Source organism: Rhizobium sp. C104 (genome assembly GCF_022354505.1).
Classification (GTDB): Bacteria; Pseudomonadota; Alphaproteobacteria; order Rhizobiales; family Rhizobiaceae; genus Rhizobium; species Rhizobium redzepovicii.
This window is the reverse complement of sequence record NZ_CP092348.1, coordinates 3,471,745-3,488,219: the sequence shown is the minus strand read 5'-3', so window position 1 is coordinate 3,488,219 and position 16,475 is coordinate 3,471,745. Positions and strand designations below refer to the sequence as shown.

Genomic DNA, 16,475 nt, shown 5'->3' with positions numbered 1-16,475 from the left:
TCGCGCTCAGAGCGCCTTGGCGTTTTCCAGAAGACGGCGGATATATTCGAGCGTCAGCTCGCGCTCGAAAACCCGAAAACCTTTAAACAACGCAAGGTCGGCCTTGCGCGCGGTTTCGATCGCCTCGGCCTCCATGGCGCGGGCTTTCGGCGTCAGGAAGAGCAGTTGCGCCCGCTTGTCGGATGGATGCGGCCGGCGTTCGATCAGCCCGTCGCGGACCATGCGCGACAGCGTATTGGCCATGGTCGCCTGCTCGATATCGACCCGCTCGAGAAGCTGTTTCTGGGTCAGTCCGTCCTCGGCCCAGAGTTCCAGCAGGATGGGGAACTGGCCGGGAGAAAAACCGAGCCCGACCGCGCGCTGGTGCAGCGAGCGGGCAAAACCCTTCGCCAGCTGGCTGGCAAGGTAGGCTCCCGAATCCATGCGGTTAAATCCCATGATTGCAAGTTAGGCTCAAAACCATGCCGGAGACAATGCAGCAAATCGCATGCGATACTCCAAAATATGCAAGCCGCGACGATAATTTCGAGTGCCTGGAAAAACAAAAGTCGCCATGGCCTGGAGGTTGGCCATGGCGACCTTAAAGTGGGGACAAAGGCCCGGAGAGGGGGATAAGGCCTTTGTCCAAGCCTGACGCGGCGGGGGACAAGCCGGTAATCAGACCCGCGGCGCGATCAAGCGCCGGTGACATGGATTTGTGCTTGAGAATGTGGTTTTTCAAGGGAGGGTGATCGTTACAAATCGGTAACAGTTTGGTGAGCGGAATCTTCCGCCTCGCCCGCCGAACTTTATATGGACCTTGTCCCGTGCCCGCGCTATCCATGCAGCCATGAAAAAAGGCGATCACCTCTTCCTAGTCGATGGTTCCGGGTTCATCTTCCGGGCGTTTCATGCACTTCCGCCACTGACCCGCAAGACCGACGGCCTGCCGATCGGCGCCGTTTCCGGTTTCTGCAACATGCTGTGGAAGCTGTTGCGGGACGCGCGCAACACCGATGTCGGCGTCACGCCGACGCATCTTGCCGTCATCTTCGATTATTCCGCCAAGACCTTTCGCAAGGATCTCTACGACGCCTATAAGGCGAACCGCTCCGCCCCGCCGGAAGAGCTCATTCCGCAATTCGGTCTGATCCGCGAGGCGACCCGCGCCTTCAATCTGCCCTGCATCGAGACCGAAGGTTTTGAGGCCGACGATATCATCGCCACCTATGCCCGCCAGGCCGAGGCCTCGGGGGCCGATGTCACCATCGTCTCTTCCGACAAGGACCTGATGCAGCTCGTCAGCCCGAATGTCCATATGTATGACAGCATGAAGGACAAGCAGATCGGCATTCCCGATGTCATCGAGAAATGGGGCGTGCCGCCGGAAAAGATGATCGACCTGCAGGCGATGACCGGTGATTCCGTCGACAATGTGCCCGGCATTCCCGGCATCGGCCCGAAAACCGCCGCCCAGCTGCTCGAGGAATATGGTGATCTCGACACGCTGCTCGATCGGGCCACCGAGATCAAGCAGGTCAAGCGCCGCGAGACGATCCTTGCCAATATCGATATGGCCAGGCTCTCGCGCGACCTCGTGCGGCTGCGCACCGATGTACCGCTCGACCTCGATCTCGACGCGCTGGTGCTGGAGCCGCAAAACGGCCCGAAGCTGATCGGTTTCCTGAAGACGATGGAATTCACGACGCTGACGCGCCGCGTCGCCGAGGTCTGCGATTGCGATGCGAGCGCCATCGAACCGGCGATCGTCAACATTGAATGGGGCAAGGCTGCCCATGGCCCCGATCTCGATGCGGCCGAGCCGGCCCCGGTTGCCGGCGGCATACCCGAGGTTTCCGGCGAATCGGTGCCGGTGCCGCCGCGTGCGAAGGCCAAGGCTTCAGTCGAAGGCGCCTTTTCGCCCGCCGATCTGGCCAAGGCGCGGGCCGAAGCCTTTGCGACGCTGCCCTTCGATCACACGGCCTATGCGACGATCCGGGATCTCGCCACGCTCGACCGGTGGATCGCCGATGCGCGCGCCACAGGCCTCGTTGCTTTCGATACCGAGACAACGTCGCTGGATGCGATGCAGGCCGAGCTTGTCGGCTTCTCGCTGGCAATCGCCGACAATACGGCGGATCCCACCGGCACGAAGATCCGCGCCGCCTATATACCGCTCGCCCACAAGAACGGCGTCGGCGATCTGCTCGGCGGCGGCCTTGCCGACAACCAGATCCCCATGCGTGACGCTCTGCCGCGGCTGAAGGCCCTGCTGGAGGACGCTGCGGTCCTCAAGGTCGCCCAGAACCTCAAATACGATTACCTGCTGATGCAGCGCTACGGCATCGAGACTAGGAGTTTCGACGACACGATGCTGATCTCCTACGTGCTCGACGCCGGCACCGGCGCCCACGGCATGGACCCGCTCTCGGAAAAATTCCTCGGCCACACGCCGATCCCCTACAAGGATGTGGCGGGCAGCGGCAAGGCGAACGTCACCTTCGATCTCGTCGATATCGACCGCGCCACCCATTATGCCGCCGAAGATGCCGACGTGACGCTGCGGCTCTGGCTGGTGCTGAAACCGCGGCTGGTGGCGGCCGGCCTGACCAGCGTCTATGAACGGCTGGAACGGCCGCTGCTGCCGGTGCTGGCGCGCATGGAAGCGCGCGGAATCACCGTCGACCGGCAGATCCTGTCGCGCCTGTCCGGTGAATTGGCCCAGGGCGCCGCCAGGCTGGAAGACGAGATCTATATGCTCGCCGGCGAGCGGTTCAACATCGGCTCGCCGAAGCAGCTCGGCGATATTCTGTTCGGCAAGATGGGTCTTGCCGGCGGCAGCAAGACGAAAACCGGGCAATGGTCCACCTCGGCGCAGGTGCTTGAGGATCTAGCCGCCGCCGGTTTCGAGCTGCCGCGCAAGATCGTCGACTGGCGCCAGCTGACCAAGCTGAAATCCACCTATACCGATGCGCTCCCCGGCTATGTCCACGCCGAGACGAAGCGGGTCCACACCTCCTATTCGCTGGCATCGACGACGACGGGGCGCTTGTCCTCTTCCGAGCCGAACCTGCAGAATATTCCGGTGCGCACCGCCGAAGGCCGCAAGATCCGCACCGCCTTCATCTCGACGCCGGGCCACAAGCTGATTTCCGCCGACTACAGCCAGATCGAATTGCGCGTGCTTGCCCATGTGGCCGAGATCCCGCAGCTGACCAAGGCCTTCGAGGATGGCGTCGATATCCACGCCATGACCGCCTCGGAAATGTTCGGCGTGCCGGTTGAAGGCATGCCGGGCGAAGTCCGCCGCCGCGCCAAGGCGATCAATTTCGGCATCATCTACGGCATTTCGGCCTTCGGCCTTGCCAACCAGCTGTCGATCGAGCGCTCGGAAGCCGGCGACTACATCAAGAAGTATTTCGAGCGTTTCCCCGGCATCCGCGATTATATGGAAAGCCGCAAGGCGATGGCGCGCGACAAAGGTTATGTCGAGACGATCTTCGGCCGGCGAATCAACTATCCCGAAATCCGCTCTTCCAACCCGTCCGTGCGCGCCTTCAACGAGCGTGCCGCGATCAACGCGCCGATCCAGGGCTCGGCCGCCGACGTCATCCGCCGGGCGATGATCAGGATGGAGCCGGCGCTCGCCGAAGTCGGTCTTGGCGATCGCGTCCGCATGCTGTTGCAGGTGCATGACGAACTCATTTTCGAAGTCGAGGACGAGGATGTCGAAAAGGCGATGCCGGTTATCGTCTCGGTCATGGAAAACGCCACCATGCCGGCGCTCGAAATGCGCGTGCCGCTGAGGGTCGACGCGCGCGCCGCCAGCAATTGGGACGAGGCGCATTAGCCTCGTCTCCACAAAATCGGCAAAGATTTTTCCGTTCAATTCAACTCACTGAAATCGCAGCGAATTAGCGACGGGAGCCGTGTCGGAACGATACGGCGGGAAGGAACTTATTAACCTTCCTTTTCTATCCCGGTAGGGTCGTAATTTGTTAGGCATGAGTGAGTAGCGGACGCATGCGTTTTCCCAGAACCAATTTGACGGACGCCGGGGACTTTTCCAGCGGGACTGAAACGGACCTTCCGGCGGTCGAGCCGGGAGAAAAGCCGGCGGCGCCGATCTGGCAGAGCAATTTTTCCCTCGCGCCGAACGTCCGTTTTACCCGCACGCCGGAAACGCTGATCAGCAAGCGGCGGGTGCCGGATGAACCCGTCCGCGATGATTCGCAGATGGGGCAGCAGGCGATACGGATCGAGCCGGTCGCCGTCGACGTGCCCTTCGATATCTATCTGCCGGAGCCGGACGAACTTCCCGCAGCACCGCAGATGATCGAACTGCAGCCATCCCTTGTTCCCGACGAGCTGGCCGCGCCTGCTTTCCGGGCCACCGCCGAGCTTTCTTCCATTTCGGATTTCGCCTTCTGGGAGGTCATGGCCTTCGAAGAGGCCGAGCCGGTTCGCGCGCCTGCCGTGATCTCGTTCCCGAAGGCCGAGACGGCGCCAGAATCGATCACGTCGCTGTTCCGCATCATGGAATGGCGCCCGGGCCGGCCGGCCGCTGCTACCGCCGCCTCCCGCCCGGTTCTGCCGGCCGCTGCGCCCTCCGCAAAGCCTGCCCCGCGCCCCCGGCCGCCATATCCCTGGAACGGCCAAGGCGCATCCCCGTCGAGATCCCTGTTGTGCCGGCCCCTGCGCCTGCGCTGACCTCTCCGATTGCGCCCGTGCCTCAGCCGGCGCCTGCTCTTCACGTCGCTCCAGCCCCTCAGGCCGCGCCTGTGCCCCAGCGCACGCCGCCCGTCGCCGCGGTTCTGCCGTCGCCGCGCCTGGCGGCAAGGCCGGAAAGGATCGACGCCTCCGGCTATGAATTCCCGCCGCGTGCCCTGTTGCAGGAGCCGCCGGAACGGCTCGGCGAGATCATGTCGCAGGAGACGCTGGAGCAGAATGCCGGGCTTCTGGAAAGCGTGCTTGAGGATTTCGGCATCAAGGGCGAGATCATTCATGTCCGCCCCGGCCCCGTCGTCACCCTCTATGAGTTCGAGCCGGCGCCCGGCGTGAAGTCATCGCGCGTCATCGGCCTGGCCGACGATATCGCCCGCTCGATGTCGGCGCTTTCGGCCCGCGTCGCCGTCGTGCCCGGCCGCAACGTCATCGGCATCGAACTGCCGAATGTCACCCGTGAAACAGTCTATTTCCGCGAGATGATCGAAAGCCAGGATTTCGAGAAGAGCGGCTACAAGCTGGCGCTCGGCCTCGGCAAGACCATCGGCGGCGAGCCCGTGATCGCCGAGCTGGCGAAGATGCCGCATCTGCTCGTCGCCGGCACCACCGGCTCGGGCAAATCGGTCGCCATCAACACGATGATCCTGTCGCTCCTCTACCGCATGACGCCGGAACAGTGCCGGCTGATCATGGTCGACCCGAAGATGCTCGAACTTTCCGTCTATGACGGCATCCCGCATCTGCTGACGCCCGTCGTCACCGATCCGAAGAAGGCGGTCATGGCGCTGAAATGGGCCGTGCGCGAGATGGAAGAGCGTTACCGCAAGATGTCGCGCCTCGGCGTGCGCAACATCGATGGCTATAACGACCGCGTGGCGCAGGCCCGCGACAAGGGCGAGACCATCCATGTCATGGTCCAGGTCGGCTTCGACAAGGGCACCGGTGCCCCGATCGAAGAAAACCAAGCGCTGGACCTGACGCCGATGCCTTATATCGTCGTCATCGTCGACGAAATGGCCGACCTGATGATGGTCGCCGGCAAGGAGATCGAAGGCGCGATCCAGCGTCTAGCGCAGATGGCGCGTGCCGCCGGCATCCACCTGATCATGGCGACGCAGCGCCCGTCGGTCGACGTGATCACCGGCACGATCAAGGCGAACTTCCCGACCCGCATCTCCTTCCAGGTGACCTCGAAGATCGACAGCCGCACCATTCTCGGCGAACAGGGGGCCGAGCAGCTGCTCGGCCAGGGCGACATGCTGCACATGCAGGGCGGCGGGCGGATTTCCCGCGTCCACGGTCCCTTCGTCTCTGATGCCGAGGTCGAAAAGGTCGTTGCCCACCTGAAGACCCAGGGCCGCCCCGAATATCTCGACACCGTCACCGCCGACGAGGAGGAAGAGCCCGAAGAGGAGGAAGCCGGCGCCGTCTTCGACAAGAGCGCCATGGCCTCCGAGGATGGCAACGAGCTCTACGAGCAGGCGGTCAAGGTCGTCATGCGCGACAAGAAGTGCTCCACCTCCTACATCCAGCGCCGCCTCGGCATTGGCTACAACAGAGCCGCCTCGTTGGTCGAACGCATGGAAAAGGAAGGCCTGGTCGGGCCGGCCAACCATGTCGGCAAGCGCGAGATCGTTTCCGGTCGGGGTGACGGCGAGTAACGGGAGTCATCGGTTCCCCGAAGGACGAACGGCCCTGGCCTCAGGCTGGGGCCGCAGACCGGGCGGCGCGTTTGTGCACCACCGCGAGCAGGACTCCGAGAAAGATCGTCCCGACGATAAACAGAAATGCCGCCGCCACGATGGCCGGGCTGATGTTTTCGCGAATCGACGAGAACATCTGGCGGGCGAGCGTCAGCTGGTTTGGTCCGGCGACGAACAGGGTCAGGACGACTTCATCCAGCGAGGTGGCAAAGGCAAGCACGGCGCCGGAGAGGACGCCGGGCATGGCGAGCGGCAGCGTCACTTTCCAGAAGACCTTCGCCGGAGAAGCCCCCAGGCTCGCGGCCGCACGCTCGGTGCGACAGTCGATGCCCTCAAGCGAGGCGGTGATGCTAACCAGCACAAAGGGCACGGCGACAACCGTATGCGCCACGATCACGGCCGCAAATGTGTTTGGAAATCCGAGGCCGGCAAACAGGATCTGCAGCCCGACGCCGAGCACCACGGCTGGAACGACCATCGGCAGGAGGAATATCGTCCTCAGCGCCGCGGCAAAAACAACGCGCCTGCGCAACGCCAGTGCAGCCAGAATGCCGAGCATGGTGGAAAGCAAAGTGGTCCCCGTTCCGATCAGCAAGCTGTTGACGATGGATCGTCGCCAGGCCTCCTCGGTTGCCAGTTCCGCAAACCAGCGAGCCGAAAAAGAAGGAATGGGATAGGCCAGGAAGCTGCTGGAGGTAAATGCGATCGGAAGGATCGCCAAAAGCGGAGCCAGCAGAAAAGTGACCGTTGCTGCGCCGAACAGAAATTTTAGCAACCGAATTGTCATGTCACGCCCCCGTCGTCTTCATGGATATCCGGCCGTAAACGCCGTAGAGCGCGATCGTCACGGCGAGCAGCACCATACCGAGCGCACCGGCCATGCCCCAATTGGCGGAGCCCGTGGCGTAGAAGGCGATCACCGAACTGATCATCTGGTCCTTCGGTCCGCCGATGAGCGCCGGTGTGATGTAGTAACCGAGTGCTGCCATGAACACGAGCAGTCCGCCGGAGGCAATGCCGCGCAGGGCCAGAGGCAGCAGGATATGCAGAAAGCCCCGGATCGGCCTCGCGCCGAGAGAGGCTGCCGCCGGCATCAGGTTCCGCGGGATTGCGATAAGGACGCTGTAGATCGGCAGAACCATGAACGGCAGCAGCACATGCGTCATGGCGATGACGACACCCGTCCGATTGAAAAGAAGCGGCAACGGAGTGTTGAGGAGGCCGAGCGATACGAGGAGGGAGTTGATGAGTCCTTTGTCCTGAAGGAGCACGTACCAGGCGGCCGTGCGCACCAGCAGCGATGTCCATAGCGGCAGGAGGACCGCCGCAAGCAGGAGTTGTCGTCGCCAGCCGCTCGAGGCGGCGGCCAGCATCGCATATGGCAGGCCGATGAGACAGGTCGCGAGCGTCACGACGGCGGCCACGGCGAATGTTCTCAGCAGAATCGCCTGATTGGCGGACTCTCCGGCCGGCATCGCCACGATCGCCCCCGATGCGTCATGCTGAAGATCGACCGCGGCAAGCAGGTTGCGATCGGTATAAGGATAGGTCGCTTCGGCGATTGCCCGCCAGAAGGCAACGTCGTTCCATCGAGCGTCGATCTCTGCGAGGCTTACCGGCCCGGTACTGTCTCTCACGGCCGCGACGGTCTTTCGCATCAGTGTGCGGAAACCCGGCTGGGCGCTGTTCAGTCTTCGAACCACCTCTCCCAGTTTCTGGTCGTCGTCGAGCGATTTCAGGTCGTCGACAAGAGCCCTCCGCATTTCGTCGGTGGGTTCGGAGTTAAGGTTCCAGGCCGAAATCGCCGCTGTCGTCCGCGGCAGGTTTTTACTGACGACTGGATCGGACACCGCCTGCTCCAGCACGGTCAGAAGCGGCCAGATGAAGAAGACACCCAGGAACAGGGTCAGGGGGAGGATGAGGGCAAAGGTGCCGGTGCGTCGACGGAAAGCACTCATGCTGCGATCACCCAGCAGTCATCAGGTGTGAAGTGCGCCACCACCTCGGCTCCGATCGGCCACTCCGCCGATCGCATGTCCGTCCGGACCACGAAGCGGAAGGCATCCTCATCGAGCTGCACCCGCAGGTGGTCGCCCTGATAGACGCTGTCGAGTATTTTTGCCGGCAGGGCGTTCGCCGCTGCGCCGATGCCGCCGGCCGCCAGAGAAATGCGCTCGGGGCGAACGGAAATGTGGACACGGCTTCCGACAGAGAGAGAACTGTTGCCCGGTACCATCACATGCCGTCCGTCGGCGATCTCGACGGAGGTGCCGGCTGTGCCCGTCACCTTGACCGTTCCTTCTATCAGATTGGTTTCGCCGATGAATTCGGCGACGACACGTGTCTGCGGGCGGTCGTAAATATCACGCGGCGAACCGATCTGCTCGATGTTGCCGTGGTTGAAGACCGCAATCCGGTCCGACATGGTCAGTGCCTCGGATTGATCGTGGGTCACGAACACCACGGTCAGTTCCAGGCGCTTGTGGAGGGCTCGGATATCGAGCTGCATCTGTTCGCGCAGCTGTTTGTCGAGTGCCCCAAGCGGCTCGTCCATCAGCACGACGGCCGGCTCGAACACCAGGGAGCGGGCAAGCGCCACGCGCTGCTGCTGGCCGCCGGAAAGCTGGGCGGGCCTCCTGCTGCTCATCGCCGACAGTTGCACCATATCGAGGGCGCGTTTCACGCGCTCGTCGATCTCGCTTCGTCCGACCCCGCGCATCCTCAGAGGAAAGGCGATGTTGTCGGCGATCGACATATGCGGAAAGAGCGCATAATTCTGGAAGACGACGCCCATCTCGCGCCGATGCGGAGGCAGGTGGTCGATGCGGCGGCCGTCGAGAAAAATACCGCCGGCGGTCGGGTTTTCGAAACCCGCCAGCATCATCAGCAAAGTTGTCTTGCCTGAACCGGACGGGCCCAGAAGGCTGACGAACTCGCCCCTCTCGATGTCGAGCGTCAGGTCTTTGACGACCTGGTGCACGCCAAAGGATTTTGAGATTCTTTCAAAGCGTATGCGCGGCGCAGCCATGATGGCCCTCCGTTCGGATTGTCGGCTCCTGGGAGCGAAGTGACGAAAATGTGCGGAAGCCCCCACGGGTCGATCGGCAGAAGCGATCCCGCGGGGCGATATTCCGTCCGCTATTGTGCCAGCCAGGCGTCGAACCTTTTGGTCAATGCTTCCGAATTGTCGATCCAGAAATCCGTATCAAGGCTGACTGCTTCCTGCATGTTGGCTTGGGTGGTGGGCAAGTCGGCCAACTGGTCCGGCGGCACGCTTTTGCCGGCTTCCTTGTTCGGGAGGCCGTAGGCGATAAATTGCGGCAGCTTTGCCTGGTTTTCCGCTTTGCTGGCGAAGGCGATGAAGTCAAAGGCCGCCTCCTTGTTTTCGGCGCCCTTCAGAACGACCCAGCTATCCACGGCATAGATGCTGCCCGGCCAGACAACTTTGAACTGCCGACCCTCGGAACGGTTGATGCCGGTGATGCGGCCATTATAGGCACTGGTCATGGCCACTTCGCCGGAAGCAAGCAGTTGCAGCGGCTGCGCACCCGAGGTCCACCAGACAAGGTGCGCTTTCAACGCGTCAAGCTTGGCGAAGGCGCGGTCGATGCCCTCAGGCGTCGCGAGGACGTCGTAAACTTTGTCCGCCGGCACGCCGTCGGCCATCAGCGCGAATTCGAGCGTGTATTTCGGTCCCTTGCGCAGGGCGCGCTTGCCGGGAAATTTCTTCACGTCCCAGAAATCGGCCCAGGACTTCGGGCCATCGGCAATCTTGGCACCGTCATAGGCGATGGCGGTCGACCAGACGATGGCGCCGACGCCGCAATCACTCACCGCGGAAGGCAGAAACGCATCCTTGCCGCCAAGCTTGTTCCAGTCCACTTTCTCAAAAAGCCCGTCGGCGCAGCCGAGCGAGAGCTCGTCGGCTTCAACCTCTACGGCATCCCAGGAAGGATTGCCCGCCTTGACCTTTGCCTGAAGGACACCAATGCCGCCGTCCCAGCCTTCGTCGAGCAGAGGCTTGCCGGCAATATTGGAGAACGGCTTGAAATAGATCTCTCGCTGCGCATCCTGAAAGTTCCCGCCCCAGGACGCGATGGTAAGATCCCGGGCCGCGCTCGGCCCCGTAGCAAGCGCCAGCGACAGCAGGCTGAGAGCTGCAATCGTCGAAGTGTTGTTGAATTTCATTCGCTTCCCCTGTTTGTTGAGCGTCCGTCTGACGCCGGTTGACAGCCACGATCCTTGGGGATCGTCGGCAATCGCGGCCGCTCGCAAGGGATGGGCAAAGCCGGCGTCTGCGGACTTTGCCGTGGTGTCATCTCCGAGGCGGAGCGGCGTGTTGCGGGCAATGCTGGCGAATGTCCTGCGGGGCGGAAAGGCGCTTTTTGTTGACCGCGGTGGACACATAGATGCACCGCTCCCGACCAGTCTCCTCCGACAAGTGGTCGCACCGCCGGCAAATTGGATGTTTTCGCTTGCGAAAGGCGGAAAAACGCGATTGCCAATCAGTAAGCAGGTGGTGCATCCTATGCACCACCGTGCACCACTCTTCGTTACGCCAAAATTGCAAATTCCATGGCATATGAAGATGTAGACGGCATTCCGATCTTGGTTCGGCAGAACCAATTTCCGTTCTGGGAGACAGGATTGCGCAGGGGGAAATCATCGGCGGATGAACAGGAAGGTGTTCCAAAACGCGGACGTTTGCCGCCGCTTTCCATGGTGCGCGCCTTCGAGGCGGTCAGCCGCCTGGGATCGATGCGGAGAGCTGCGGACGATCTCAATCTCAGTCACACCGTCATATCCCGTCACGTCCGCAATCTCGAAGCCTGGTTTGGCACGCGGCTTGTCGATGCCGGCCCGCGCGGCATCAGGCTGACGGCGGAAGGCAGAGTTTTTGCCGAGACAGTCGGGGCGGCTTTCGATCTCATTGCCAAATCGACGGCAGAGCTGCGCCCAGCAGTCAACCGCACGGTCTTGCGCATTTGGTGCGTGCCCGGTTTCGCCACACGGTGGCTGACGCCACGCTTCAATCAGCTCCAGCTTGCCTTGCCGGGCATCGATTTCGTGATGCGCGCGACCGATCTTGAGCCAGATTTCACCCGTTATGAGGCCGATATCGACATCCGCTATTCCGAGGAGCCAAGGGGGAATGTCCGCTGGATCCTGCTGGAAAGGCCTCGCATGTTCCCGGTCACCAGCCCCGAATGGATCAGCCGAAACGCTCCGATACGGACCCTCGACGATCTGGTGCGACAGCCGCTGATCCACGAGGAAAGCCGCGATCAGTGGCGGCAATGGTTTCGCAAGGCTGGCTTCGAGCATGAAGTGACATTGAACGGTCCGCGGCTGTGGTCAGCCAACCTGACGGTCGACGCCGCGGTGGCAGGTCAAGGAATAGCGCTGGCCACCCGCCTGATCGCTGCGGATGACCTGCGCGCCGGGCGGCTCGTCGAATTGCTCGAAACCGATGTTCGGCTTGGCGGATATTATGTCGTCGGACCCCGTGAGCGATGGAACGAGGTGACATCGGCGCGTTTCCGAGCGTGGCTGCAGCAGTCGATCGCTGAAACGACGGGAGGTCACGCCTCTAATGAAAGCGGCGATCCACGCCAATAGTCGATAGGCATGCCAACCGCAGCGTCTCGCTGATGAACGCGGTCTTTCCGCCGGTGTATAAATCCCAATCGCCGTCTGCCTCGGCGGCCAGGCGGCGTTTCAGATCGGCGTAGGCTTTGGCCCTTTCGGGGTGATCCCGCAGATAGTTGCGAAACAGGATGCGCTCGCGATGGGCGCAATTGTCGGGGCCGCAGAGATAGAGCTTGAACCCGTAGCCTTCACGATCTCGGGTGAACGCCCAGCGTTTCTCGCCTCTGTCGCCATGGAAAACGAAATCTGACGCGCGCGCGATCTCGATCGCTTTCGGCAGAACGTCGTCGGAGATGGTGACGACGTCGAGGTCGATCTTCGGCTTGGCGGCGAGCCCGGGCACCGAGGTACTGCCGATATGGTCGATGGACAGCACGAGATTGCCGAGCAGGATGGAGATTTCGGCGCCGATGTCAGCAAAGAGCCGCGGCCAGGAAGGATCGTAGCCGACCACTTTGATGGCGCGCATGCCCTTCCTCTCAATTGCGGTCATACCTCGGCGAGCAGCCCATCGAGGATCGTGACCATCTTCTGCTTGGCCTCTTCGAGCGAGCCGCTATTGTCGAGCTCCGCCACGTCATAGTCGCCGCGCACCGTCAGCGGCCCGCGGGCGAGTCTCCGCCATGATATCCTCATGCGTCTCGCGCCCGCGCGCCTCCAGCCGGCTGGCGAGCACTTCCGGGCGAGCGGTGACGTTGATCACCTTGAGCCGCGGGAAAGCGGACTGGAAACGGTGAAGCGCCGAGCGTGAACCATTGGCGACGACGACATGGCCGCGCGACAATGCCACCGAGACCTCGGCTGGAATACCGTATTTCAAGCCATGGGCCTCCCACCAAACGGCGAAGGAGCCCGACTGCTCCATGGCGGCAAACCCCTGGAGGGAGACGGAAAGATGGTCTTCGCCGCCTGCGTCGCGGTGCCGGGTGATGACGCGGCGGGTGAAATGAATGTCGGCGCGGCCGGCGAAATGCCGGGCGGCAAGGTTCATCAGCGTGTCCTTGCCGGCGCCGCTCGGCCCGACGACGACGACCATGATGCCGCGTTCGGCTCCGGCTCCTGGATGGGGTTCGTACGGGCTCATGCGACACGGCGTCCCTGGCGCCAGACGGAGCGTGTCACCGGCACGCCATGCGAACGGTGGACGCGGACGAGATCGGCGCGCAGCCCGGTGGCGATCCGGCCGCGGTCGTTGAGACTGACGGTGCGCGCCGGCGTCGACGTCACCATGGCGATTGCCTTCGGCAGGGTAATGCTCTCGACTTCATCGGCGAGGATGAAGGGCGCATGCAGCAGGCTGAGCGGCACGTAATCGGAGGACAGCACGTCGAGCACGCCCATCTCGGCGAGGTCGCGGGCGGCGATATTGCCGGAATGGGATTTGCCGCGCACGATGTTCGGCGCACCCATCAGCACACTCATGCCGTGTTCGTGCGAGGCGCGGGCGGCGTCGAAGCTGGTCGGGAATTCGGCAAGCCGCACGCCGTTGTCGATCGCCTCGCCGACATGCGACAGCGTCGCATCGTCATGGCTGGCGACCGTGATGCCGCGTTCGGCACAGACCTTGGCGATGGCATTGCGGTGCGGCGTCGAATTTCGCGCCGATTCGGCCTGGCGCTTGGCGACGAAACGGGCGAAGACCTCGTCGCTCAGGCCCCGCTTCTTCTGGTAGTAGAAGATATACTGGTCCATCGTCTGGAACTGCCGCTGGCCGGGCGCATGGTCCATCAGCGAAACGAGCCGCACATGAGGATCGTTTTCGAAATCGCCGAAATGTTCGAGCACATTGTCGGCCGAGACCTCGCAGCGCAGGTGGAGGAGATGCTCGGCGCGCAGCCGGCCTTCCTTTTCCGCCGACTGGATGGCGTCGGCCATTTCCCGCATCTCGCCATGTTCGAAGCCGCCGTCCTCATCCGCACCCATGCGCAGGCAGTCAAACACCGTGGTGATGCCCGATGTGACGATCTGGGCGTCATGCGCCTGGACCGCGGCTGTCTTGTTCCAACGGATGCCGGGACGCGGCTGATAATGGCCTTCGAGATGGTCGGTATGCAGCTCGACGAGGCCGGGAATGACATAGTCGCCTTCGAAATCTTCGCCGGCTACCGAGCTTCCTTCGGAAATGTCGGCGATCTTGCCGTCGCGAATGAGGATCGAGCCTGCGAGGATGTTATCCTCGAGAACGATGCGGGCGTTGGAAAACACGGTCTCTTTGCTCATCTCGTCGGGTCTTTCAGCTTTTGGCGCCGGAAAGCGGCAGCCAGGAATGAACTTTGAACGGGGCGCCGCGCGTCTCCTCGGTGAAGACGGCGAGGCCGGAAATCGTAAGCGGCCGGCCGGTGAAATCGGCAAAACGCTCGGTCAGAATGGTTTTCATCACCGAGGCGCGTGGCTCGGGCACCTGGCCGGTGAGCGTCATGTGGAAGCCGAAATCCTCCATCACATAAGGATAACCCCAGCGCTGCAGATTGGCGCGCTGGCTGTCGCTGAGCTTCTCCGGGTTGCGCCGCGCCATATCGGCCTCGGTAAGCGCTGCGCGGAACGGTTCGAAGGATCTTACCACCTTCGCGGCGAAATCCTGAAGCGGTTGATGAACAGAACCGGGAACGAGGGCAAAAAAACGGCCGAGCTGGCCGAGCACCAGCTTGGGAATCTCGAAGGCTTCAGTGCGCGCGGCAAACTCCTCGACGACGGCCATAAGATCCCTCTCGGTGACCGAAGCGGCGAGCGAAAACGGCGCCTTGATCGTCGCGTGAAAGCCGTAGCGGCGCGGATCGGCAGTCAGCTCGAACTGCTCTGCCGCACCGAGCCGCTCATGCTCCGGTGCAGGATAGGTCTCGTCACTGAAAGCATCGCGGCCGAGCCAGAGCGAGGCCGCGCCGGTCAGGGGATCATCCTTCGGCGGCGAAAAATAGAGAGCGTAGCGCAAGGCTTTTATCCTGGGGATCGTCGAACGGGGAGCGCAATGTGCAGTGATTTGGCGGCGAACCGCAAGCAGGCTCCCGGCTAAAAGATTTCCGTGACAGAATGATGATGGCGGCAGCGCCGCCACGGCCTTTCCAGCCGATGGATCAGTGGGTTTTCGTGCCCATCAGCCGGTGGCGCAGCGCGTTCGAGGCGGCGTCGAAAAGGAAGGCGACGATCAGGATCAGGATGACCATGTAGGCGACGTTTTCCCAGTTGGCGTTGGTGCGCATCGCCTCCCAGAGTTTGAGACCAATGCCGCCGGCGCCGACGGCGCCGATAATCGTCGCGCCACGCACGTTCGATTCCCATTGGTAGAGCGTCTGGCTGACGATGACGGGAACGATCTGCGGCATAATGCCGTAACGATGGACCAGCACGGTTTGAGCGCCGGTCGATTTGATGCCTTCCCGCTGCTTGTTGTCGATATTCTCCAGCCCTTCGGAATAGAGCTTGCCGAGTGTGCCGGTCTCGGTGAGGAAGATCGCGCCGCTGCCGGCAAGCGGGCCGGGCCCGAAGGCGCGTGTCAGGAACAGCGCCCAGATCAGCATGTCGACCGAACGAAGGAAGTCGAAGAAACGCTTGAGGATCTGATTGAGGAGCCGGTTCGGCGTGATGTTGCGTGCCGCCAGGAAGGCGAGCGGGAAAGCGGCGAGCGACCCCAGCAGCGTTCCGAGGAATGCCATGACGATCGTCTGGAAAAGTTTGGTCCAGACGTCGCCATGCTGCCATTCGCTGTTGTTCCAGATGTCGTCGAAGGCGAGCGACAGGTTGGACTGGTCGGGCTTGATGCGCGGCCCGGAGACGATGAGGCCGACGACCTCGCCGAGCGGCTTGTCGAAGAAGGACGACTGCGTGTCGAAGATGAAATTTGCCCAGCCGATGAAACGTTTGCGGATCTTCACTCGGTCGACTGAGATGCTGACATTGCCGGCAAATCCGAGATCGGCAAGCACATTGTCGTTATAGACGGTCATCCAGCCGGGCACTGGTCCGACCACCTCAGGCGCACCGCTCGAAACATCGACCGGAACGGTGATGCCGTGGGCGGTGACGACCGTCTGGCTCTTCGAAACGGTGACCGTACGGCTGGTGCCGCTGATCGACACGGTGATGCTGCCGTCGGGATTGTTGACCAGCCAGTCCGGATGCGGATTGTCGCCGAGCGGCGAGAAGCGCGGATAGCGGATGTCGATCGAGCCGTCGTCCTCGATGCGGAATTCCGGCTGAACGTCGTAGCTCACCCATTGGCTGAGATAAATGCCGACGCGTTCCCAATGGGCTTCGGCGAAAAGCTTGGGCAGGTCGAAGAACCAGACGGCATAGAGACTGTAGAGCAGCGTCGCGATTAGGATCATCAGCCCGCCGAAACGCTGGCGGAACGAGCGGTGGAAATATTCCGGATAGCGCGCTTCGATTTCGTGCATGCGGTTGGCGTCGATCACCGTCATGGCG

Annotated in this window: 11 protein-coding genes and 2 pseudogenes; 3 read left to right on the top strand and 10 right to left on the bottom strand. The window is 62.4% G+C overall.

Going from position 1 to position 16,475, the window contains the following annotated elements; all coding sequences use genetic code 11:
* Positions 1-6: 6 nt before the first annotated feature.
* Positions 7-423 carry a MarR family transcriptional regulator gene (locus MF410_RS18490; RefSeq protein WP_097628381.1) on the bottom strand — a complete coding sequence of 139 codons (417 nt, stop codon included), beginning with the start codon at positions 421-423 and terminating at the stop codon, positions 7-9.
* A gap of 406 nt (positions 424-829) precedes the next feature.
* Between MF410_RS18490 and polA the strand changes: the two genes are divergently transcribed.
* Both polA and MF410_RS18480 read left to right on the top strand, forming a co-directional pair.
* On the top strand, positions 830-3,829 hold the full coding sequence (gene polA, locus MF410_RS18485; RefSeq protein WP_097628380.1) for a DNA polymerase I: 3,000 nt from the start codon (positions 830-832) through the stop codon (positions 3,827-3,829).
* A 173-nt stretch (positions 3,830-4,002) separates the two neighbouring features.
* Positions 4,003-6,365, top strand: a pseudogene (locus tag MF410_RS18480) (DNA translocase FtsK).
* Between the two features lie 40 nt (positions 6,366-6,405).
* On the opposite strand, the gene MF410_RS18475 reads toward MF410_RS18480, so the two are convergent.
* The 4 genes from MF410_RS18475 to MF410_RS18460 all read right to left on the bottom strand — a co-directional run bounded on the left by MF410_RS18475 (position 6,406) and on the right by MF410_RS18460 (position 10,595).
* Positions 6,406-7,194, bottom strand: coding sequence for an ABC transporter permease (locus MF410_RS18475; protein ID WP_239619939.1), 789 nt, complete (start codon positions 7,192-7,194; stop codon positions 6,406-6,408).
* Between the two features lies 1 nt (position 7,195).
* Positions 7,196-8,365 (bottom strand): ABC transporter permease, encoded by a 1,170-nt coding sequence (locus MF410_RS18470; RefSeq protein ID WP_097628377.1) that lies wholly within the window; start codon positions 8,363-8,365, stop codon positions 7,196-7,198.
* On the bottom strand, positions 8,362-9,435 hold the full coding sequence (locus MF410_RS18465; RefSeq protein ID WP_131710697.1) for an ABC transporter ATP-binding protein: 1,074 nt from the start codon (positions 9,433-9,435) through the stop codon (positions 8,362-8,364). Before MF410_RS18465 ends, MF410_RS18470 begins: the two co-directional genes overlap by 4 nt.
* Before the next feature lie 110 nt (positions 9,436-9,545).
* Positions 9,546-10,595, bottom strand: coding sequence for an ABC transporter substrate-binding protein (locus tag MF410_RS18460; protein ID WP_097628479.1), 1,050 nt, complete (start codon positions 10,593-10,595; stop codon positions 9,546-9,548).
* A gap of 387 nt (positions 10,596-10,982) precedes the next feature.
* Here MF410_RS18460 and MF410_RS18455 point away from each other — a divergent pair, with 387 nt between their 5' ends.
* A complete protein-coding gene (locus MF410_RS18455) occupies positions 10,983-12,026 on the top strand; it encodes a LysR substrate-binding domain-containing protein (RefSeq protein ID WP_239619937.1) in 1,044 nt (347 codons plus the stop codon).
* On the opposite strand, the gene MF410_RS18450 is transcribed toward MF410_RS18455, so the two are convergent.
* The 5 genes and pseudogenes from MF410_RS18450 to phnE all read right to left on the bottom strand — a co-directional run bounded on the left by MF410_RS18450 (position 11,998) and on the right by phnE (position 16,471).
* Entirely contained in the window at positions 11,998-12,525 is a 528-nt protein-coding gene (locus MF410_RS18450) for a GrpB family protein (protein ID WP_097628374.1), read from the bottom strand. The genes MF410_RS18455 and MF410_RS18450 overlap by 29 nt on opposite strands.
* Positions 12,526-12,545: 20 nt before the next feature.
* A pseudogene (gene phnN, locus MF410_RS18445) lies at positions 12,546-13,140 on the bottom strand (phosphonate metabolism protein/1,5-bisphosphokinase (PRPP-forming) PhnN).
* Positions 13,137-14,276 (bottom strand): alpha-D-ribose 1-methylphosphonate 5-triphosphate diphosphatase, encoded by a 1,140-nt coding sequence (locus tag MF410_RS18440; protein WP_097628372.1) that lies wholly within the window; start codon positions 14,274-14,276, stop codon positions 13,137-13,139. The pseudogene phnN and the gene MF410_RS18440 overlap by 4 nt, the downstream one beginning before the upstream one ends.
* Before the next feature lie 13 nt (positions 14,277-14,289).
* The gene (locus tag MF410_RS18435; RefSeq protein ID WP_097628371.1) at positions 14,290-14,985 is read right to left on the bottom strand and encodes a DUF1045 domain-containing protein; all 696 of its coding nucleotides are present in this window, start codon (positions 14,983-14,985) and stop codon (positions 14,290-14,292) included.
* Positions 14,986-15,127: 142 nt separating this feature from the next.
* Positions 15,128-16,471 carry a phosphonate ABC transporter, permease protein PhnE gene (phnE, locus tag MF410_RS18430; RefSeq protein ID WP_239619935.1) on the bottom strand — a complete coding sequence of 448 codons (1,344 nt, stop codon included), beginning with the start codon at positions 16,469-16,471 and terminating at the stop codon, positions 15,128-15,130.
* Positions 16,472-16,475 lie beyond the last annotated feature (4 nt).

Excerpts from the sequence above, each read along its gene's own strand:
- MF410_RS18455 (WP_239619937.1), top strand. The coding sequence starts at position 10,983 with ATGGCATATGAAGATGTAGACGGCATTCCGATCTTGGTTCGGCAGAAC.
- MF410_RS18470 (WP_097628377.1), bottom strand. The coding sequence starts at position 8,365 with ATGAGTGCTTTCCGTCGACGCACCGGCACCTTTGCCCTCATCCTCCCC.
- polA (WP_097628380.1), top strand. The coding sequence starts at position 830 with ATGAAAAAAGGCGATCACCTCTTCCTAGTCGATGGTTCCGGGTTCATC.
- MF410_RS18460 (WP_097628479.1), bottom strand. The coding sequence starts at position 10,595 with ATGAAATTCAACAACACTTCGACGATTGCAGCTCTCAGCCTGCTGTCG.
- MF410_RS18490 (WP_097628381.1), bottom strand. The coding sequence starts at position 423 with ATGGATTCGGGAGCCTACCTTGCCAGCCAGCTGGCGAAGGGTTTTGCC.
- MF410_RS18465 (WP_131710697.1), bottom strand. The coding sequence starts at position 9,435 with ATGGCTGCGCCGCGCATACGCTTTGAAAGAATCTCAAAATCCTTTGGC.
- MF410_RS18450 (WP_097628374.1), bottom strand. The coding sequence starts at position 12,525 with ATGCGCGCCATCAAAGTGGTCGGCTACGATCCTTCCTGGCCGCGGCTC.
- MF410_RS18475 (WP_239619939.1), bottom strand. The coding sequence starts at position 7,194 with ATGACAATTCGGTTGCTAAAATTTCTGTTCGGCGCAGCAACGGTCACT.
- MF410_RS18440 (WP_097628372.1), bottom strand. The coding sequence starts at position 14,276 with ATGAGCAAAGAGACCGTGTTTTCCAACGCCCGCATCGTTCTCGAGGAT.
- phnE (WP_239619935.1), bottom strand. The coding sequence starts at position 16,471 with ATGACGGTGATCGACGCCAACCGCATGCACGAAATCGAAGCGCGCTAT.